This is a genomic window from Flavobacterium sp. NKUCC04_CG, assembly GCF_019345525.1.
Classification (GTDB): Bacteria; Bacteroidota; Bacteroidia; order Flavobacteriales; family Flavobacteriaceae; genus Flavobacterium.
In genome coordinates, this window is record NZ_JAHKRA010000065.1 from 1 (window position 1) to 299 (window position 299).

At 43.1% G+C, this 299-nt stretch carries 1 protein-coding gene; it reads left to right on the forward strand.

Annotated elements, in window-relative coordinates; translation table 11 throughout:
* Window positions 1–299 (forward strand): hypothetical protein (locus KO524_RS15245; protein WP_219295081.1); only part of this gene is annotated, 299 nt, incomplete at both ends.

Consider the following 299-nt stretch of genomic DNA (forward strand, 5'->3'; position numbering starts at 1 on the left):
GGGGCTTGGTTGTAGTAAAAACGAGTCAAGATTGTGGGAAATGTGATATTTATGTCAAAAGCCACGAAAACTACAAAAGGGAGAAATACCCTTATACCGCTATAATCTTTGATGTGGATGCGGGTAATAATATGAATGAATACGTACAACTGAGCTTTGAAAATCCCGAAGGCGAAGGGGTTTTTGTGCCTCAAAACATCGGTTTAGCACCGGGGGAGCAGCGCAGCATTGAAGGCTTGCAATTCATTCCCTTTGACCCTCATTACGATCAAAGCAGCACAACACTCCAGGTTTTGGTA